Source organism: Xanthomonas sp. SHU 308, from assembly GCF_000364645.1.
GTDB lineage: Bacteria > Pseudomonadota > Gammaproteobacteria > Xanthomonadales > Xanthomonadaceae > Xanthomonas_A > Xanthomonas_A sontii.
The window spans coordinates 1-5,425 of sequence record NZ_AQOK01000145.1; the positions used below are offsets into that span (position 1 = coordinate 1).

7 protein-coding genes are annotated in these 5,425 nt (G+C 71.5%); 6 read left to right on the plus strand and 1 reads right to left on the minus strand.

Features of this window, described 5'->3' with window-relative positions:
• Nucleotides 1–472 (plus strand): TonB family protein (locus D588_RS0106135; protein ID WP_017915362.1); only part of this gene is annotated, 472 nt, incomplete at its 5' end.
• A gap of 39 nt (nt 473–511) precedes the next feature.
• Here D588_RS0106135 and D588_RS0106140 read toward each other — a convergent pair.
• Nucleotides 512–1,372, minus strand: a complete 861-nt coding sequence (locus tag D588_RS0106140) for a YicC/YloC family endoribonuclease (RefSeq protein ID WP_017915363.1) — start codon at nt 1,370–1,372, stop codon at nt 512–514.
• A 107-nt stretch (nt 1,373–1,479) separates the two neighbouring features.
• On the opposite strand from D588_RS0106140, the gene rph reads away from it, so the two are divergent.
• The 5 genes from rph to D588_RS0106165 all read left to right on the plus strand — a co-directional run.
• Complete coding sequence (gene rph, locus D588_RS0106145; RefSeq protein ID WP_017907632.1) at nt 1,480–2,205, plus strand: ribonuclease PH; 726 nt, start codon at nt 1,480–1,482, stop codon at nt 2,203–2,205.
• Nucleotides 2,202–2,591 carry a VOC family protein gene (locus tag D588_RS0106150; protein ID WP_017915364.1) on the plus strand — a complete coding sequence of 130 codons (390 nt, stop codon included), beginning with the start codon at nt 2,202–2,204 and terminating at the stop codon, nt 2,589–2,591. The genes rph and D588_RS0106150 overlap by 4 nt, the downstream gene beginning before the upstream one ends.
• Nucleotides 2,588–3,199, plus strand: coding sequence for an RdgB/HAM1 family non-canonical purine NTP pyrophosphatase (gene rdgB / locus D588_RS0106155; protein WP_017915365.1), 612 nt, complete (start codon nt 2,588–2,590; stop codon nt 3,197–3,199). Before D588_RS0106150 ends, rdgB begins: the two co-directional genes overlap by 4 nt.
• Nucleotides 3,200–3,331: 132 nt before the next feature.
• The gene (gene hemW, locus D588_RS0106160) at nt 3,332–4,561 is read left to right on the plus strand and encodes a radical SAM family heme chaperone HemW (protein WP_017915366.1); all 1,230 of its coding nucleotides are present in this window, start codon (nt 3,332–3,334) and stop codon (nt 4,559–4,561) included.
• 92 nt (nt 4,562–4,653) lie between these two features.
• The coding region (locus D588_RS0106165; RefSeq protein ID WP_198526734.1) for a DUF1631 family protein at nt 4,654–5,425 on the plus strand (772 nt) is incomplete at its 3' end.

The following is a 5,425-nucleotide window of genomic DNA, read 5'->3' on the forward strand; positions in this document are numbered from 1 at the left end:
CCCCGTGCCGACCGTCCCAGTGCCGGCGCAAGCGCAAGCGCAATCGCCGCCAACGCCGCTGCACGCGCAACAGGACACGCCGCAGGAGTCGGCCGCCGCGCAGGCCAGCGCGCCACCCGGCATCGTCGCGCCACCTGCGGAGCGCTACGCCGCGCCGCAGTCGCTGGCCGGGACCACGCCACAGGCGCGCGTGACCTGGCAGGCGCAACTGCTGGGCCACCTGCAACGCTACAAACGCTATCCGCGAGCGGCGCAGCGACGCAGGCAGGAAGGCGTGGCGCAAGTGGGTTTCGCAGTGGACCACGGCGGCCATGCCGGCGACCTGCGCCTGGTCCGCAGCAGCGGCCACGACACGCTGGACGCCGAAGCGCTGGCCACGGTCCGGCGCGCCGAGCCGCTGCCACCACCGCCGGCAGAGATGTCCGGCGATGCGGTGCAGGTGGTGGTGCCGGTGGAGTTCTTCCTGCGCTGAGCGCGATGGTCGTACCCGCGCCGACCGAACCCGCGCTGGTTACTCCAGGTTCTGCACCTGCTCGCGGATCTGGTCGATCAGCACCTTCAGCTCCACCGCGGCGTTGGAGGTGCGGCTGTCCACCGACTTCGAGCCCAGGGTGTTGGCCTCGCGGTTGAACTCCTGCAGCAGGAAGTCCAGGCGCCGGCCCGCCGGTTCCGGCTGGCGCAGGACGCGGCGCAGTTCCTTGATGTGGCTGCCGAGCCGGTCCAGTTCCTCGTCCACATCGAGCTTCTGCAGCCACAGCACCAGTTCCTGCTCGGCGCGGCCGGGATCGACCGGATGCGGCAGATCGGCCAGGCGCGCCGCCAGCTTGGCGCGCTGGCCGTCGCGGATGGCGGGGATCAGCGTGCGCACCTCGCCGGCGATGCGTTCCACCGCATCGACGCGCTCGACGATGGCCGCGGCCAGCTTGCCGCCCTCACGCTCGCGCGCGGCGACGAACTCGGCCAGCACCTCGTCCAGCAGCTCCAGCGCCTGCGCCTGCAGCGCCGCCGGATCGACCGTCTGCCCCTGCAGCACGCCGGGCAGCTGCAGCAGGTCGACGAACTGCACCTGCATCTGCGGGAAACGCACTCCCAGCCGTTGCGCAAGCACACCCAGTTGCTCGACCAGGGCCTCGTTCACCGCCAGGGTCTGCGCTGCCTCCGGCGCGCGCAGGCGCAGCATCAGGTCGAGCTTGCCGCGGCTGATCCGCGCGGCGACGCGTTCGCGCAGTTGCGGCTCCAGCGCGCGCAGTTCTTCCGGCAGGCGGACGCCGACTTCCAGGAAACGGTGGTTGACCGAGCGCAGCTCGCATACCAGCGTGCCCCAGGGAGTGATGCGCTCGGCGCCGGCATAGGCGGTCATGCTGCGGATCATGCGGTGTTCCGGTGCGGACAGGGGGCGAATGTTAACCTAGCGCCCTTTCCTGCCTCACCGACGCGGTCACAGGCCGCGCACGGCCCCGCCCTTCCCGGAACCCCTGCATGTCCTTCTCCCGTCCCAGCGGCCGCACGGCCGATCAGTTGCGCCCGGTCCGCATCGAACGCGCCTTCACCCGCCATGCCGAAGGCTCGGTCCTGGTCAGCTTCGGCGACACCCGCGTGCTGTGCAACGCCAGCGTCGAGAACCGCGTGCCGGGCTTCCTGCGCGGCAAGGGCGAAGGCTGGGTCACCGCCGAATACGGCATGCTGCCGCGCGCCACCCACTCGCGTTCCGATCGCGAGGCCGCGCGCGGCAAGCAGGGCGGACGCACGCTGGAGATCCAGCGTCTGATCGGCCGCGCGCTGCGCGCCTGCGTCGACCGTACCGCGCTGGGCGAGCGCACCATCACCCTGGACTGCGACGTGCTGCAGGCCGACGGCGGCACCCGCACCGCCGCCATCACCGGCGCCTACGTGGCGCTGGTGGATGCGGTGAACTGGCTGCAGAAGCGCGGCGACCTGAAGAAGCCGGTGGTGCTGGGCGCGGTCGCCGCGGTCTCGGTCGGCGTGTACCGCGGCATGCCGGTGCTGGACCTGGACTACGCCGAGGACAGCGACTGCGACACCGACATGAACGTGGTGATGAACGATGGCGGCGGCTTCATCGAGCTGCAGGGCACCGCCGAGGGCCACGCCTTCCGCCGCGACGAACTGGACGCGCTGCTCGGCCTGGCCGAGCGCGGCATCGGCGAACTGCTGGCGGCACAGCGCGCCGCCCTGGCGCAATGAACCGGCGCCTGGCCCTGGTCACCCTGGTGGTGGCCGACTACGACGAGGCCATCGCCTGGTACACCGGCAAGCTGGGCTTCCAGGTGCTGGAGGACGTGGACCAGGGCCACAAGCGCTGGGTCGTGGTCGGGCCCGGCGATGCGCGCGGCGCGGCGCTGCTGCTGGCGCGCGCCAGCGACGACGCGCAGCGCAGCCGCATCGGCGACCAGACCGGCGGCCGCGTCGGCTTCTTCCTGCACACCGACGACTTCCAGCGCGACCATGCGGCGATGCTGGCCGCCGGTGTGGAATTCCTGGAAGTCCCTCGCCACGAACCCTACGCCACGGTCGCGGTGTTCCGCGATCTGTACGGCAACACCTGGGATCTGCTGGAGCCCATCGCATGAAACTGGTCCTGGCCAGCAGCAACGCCGGCAAGCTCGAAGAACTGAAGGCCTTGCTCGACGACGTGGGGGTCGAGTTGATCGCGCAATCCACGCTCGGCGTCAGCGATGCCGACGAGACCGGCCTGACCTTCGTCGAGAACGCGCTGCTCAAGGCGCGCCACGCCGCCCGCGTCACCGGCCTGCCGGCGCTGGCCGACGACTCCGGCATCTGCGTGGACGCGCTGCATGGCGCACCGGGGCTGTACTCGGCGCGTTACGCCGGCGAGCACGGCAATGCGCAGGCCAACATCGACAAGCTGCTGGACGCGCTGCGCGATGTCCCCGATGCGCAGCGCGGCGCGCATTTCTACTGCGTGCTGGTGCTGCTGCGGCATGCCGAGGATCCGCAGCCGCTGCTGGTGGAAGGCCGCTGGCGCGGCCGCATCGCGCATGCGCGTGCCGGCACCGGCGGGCATGGTTACGACCCGGTGTTCCTGGATCCGGAGCACGGCCAGACCGCCGCCGAGATGCCGCTGGCGCTGAAGAACCGCATCAGCCACCGCGCCCTCGCCCTGCAGCAGCTCAAGCAGCGCCTGGCGGACCATCTTGCGGCGCATCCCGCCGAGTGACCGCACCGCGCGCAGGCACCGGGCCAGTCAGGACACCGCGGCGCGCGCAGACTGCCCTGCGCCGCTGCGCCAAGCCCTGACCCCTCCGGCGCCCACACCGCCCGCATCTCCGTTTCCAGATTCCCGCCCGCCATGCCGCACGCCCACGACCATTGCCAGCATCCGCCCGGCACCGCCTGCCCGGATCCGTCCGCGCACGCCGACACCCCGACGCTGGTGCCGCCACCGCTGTCGCTCTACGTGCACCTGCCCTGGTGCGTGCGCAAATGCCCGTACTGCGATTTCAATTCGCATGCGGCCAAGGGCGCGCTGCCGTTCGACGCCTACGTGGATGCGCTGATCCGCGACCTGGACCAGGACCTGCCGCTGGTCTGGGGCCGCGTGGTCAACAGCGTGTTCTTCGGCGGCGGTACGCCCAGCCTGTTTCCGCCCGAGGCGATCGACCACTTCCTGCAGGCGGCCAGCGCCCGGCTGCGCTTCGCGCCGGGCCTGGAGATCACCCTGGAGACCAACCCCGGCACCGCCGAGCACGGCCGCTTCGACCGCTATCTGGCGGCCGGGGTGAATCGCCTGAGCTTCGGCATCCAGAGCTTCGACGACGCGGCGCTGCAGCGGCTGGGCCGCATCCACGACGGCGCCGAGGCCGAGCGTGCGGTGAAGCTGGCGCAGGACGCCGGCTACGCCAATGTCAACCTGGACCTGATGTACGCGCTGCCGCAGCAGACCCTGGCCGAGGCCGAGCGCGACATCGCGCAGGCGCTGGCGCTGCAGCCGACCCACCTGAGCCACTACCAGCTCACCCTGGAGCCGAACACCGTGTTCGCCGCGCGGCCGCCGCAGGGCATCCCCGAGGACGACGACGCCTGGGACATGCAGGAGCGCTGCCAGGCGCTGCTGGCCGAGGCCGGCTACGCGCAGTACGAGGTCAGCGCCTATGCGCGCGCCGGCTACCGCTGCGCGCACAACCTCAACTACTGGACCTTCGGCGACTATCTCGGCATCGGTGCCGGCGCGCACGGCAAGATCAGCTCCGGCGCCGAACAGAACATCCTGCGGCGCTGGAAGCACAAGCATCCGCAGGCGTTCCTGGACGCGGCGGGGACGCCGGCGGCGATCGGCGGCGACGAGTGGATCGCGCCGGAGCGGCGCCCGTTCGAGTACATGCTCAACGCCCTGCGCCTCAACGACGGCTTCGCGCTGCGCGACTTCAGCGCGCGCACCGGCCTGCCGCTGCAGGCGATCGCTCCGGCCCTGGCCACCGCACAGGCCCGCGACTGGCTGCGGGTGGACGCCGGCCACGCAGTCCCGACCGAGCTTGGACGGCGCTTCACCAACGACGTGATCGCCCTGTTCCTGCCCTGAGCCGCGCCGCCGCCTTGGTTGCGGCGGCGGATCGTGCTACATACCGCGCAGAAAAGTATAACGGCGATCACAGGATGCCCCTGTCTGCGACCATGTCGGCCCCGCCAGCGACGCTTGCCAGCGCCGCCATGCCGGCGCGCGTGCGCGACATCCTGCTGGCCTTGAACAGCCTGCTGTGGCAGGCCCTGGAACTGCCGCTGCAGGCGACCCTGGACGAGCTGGAGCAGGACCTGCTCGAGCAGGCCGGACGCGCCCGCAATGGCCAGGTGCAACAGGACCTGTTCCAGGAGGCGCAACGCGTGCGCGCGCAGCGCGGGCGCCTGGCGCCGTTCTACCAGGCGCAGCTGGAAGCCGGGCTTGCCAGGATCCGCAGCCCCTTGGCAACGGCCGCTGCGCCGCGCGCAGCCAAGGCAGGTGCCGCGCAGATGCTGACCCTGGTCGCCGACGTGGATATCGACCGCGACATCGTGCTGCACGAGATCGCCCGCCGCGAGGCGATCCGCTGCAATATCCCGCTGCAGTTGCTCGGCCAGCGCTTCGGCGTGCTGGCGGCGCGGCCCGCCTTCGAGATCGAGCAACTGCCGCTGGGACCGCACGCGCTGTGCCGGCTGCTGCGCACCGCCGGCGAAGCGTTGGGCCTTGGCCTGGACACGCAATTGGCGCTGTATCGCGCCTTCGAACGGCAGGTACTGGCGCGCTACGGCGAGATGGTGGAACGGGCCAATGTCCTGCTGACCCACGCCGGGGTGCTGCCCGGCCTGATCTATCTGCCCTACGTGGCGCGCAGCACCAATGTCGACCCGGGCACGCGGCGCGCGGCGCGCATGCCCGGCGCCGCGGTGCCGCCCGCTGCCGGCAGCGGCC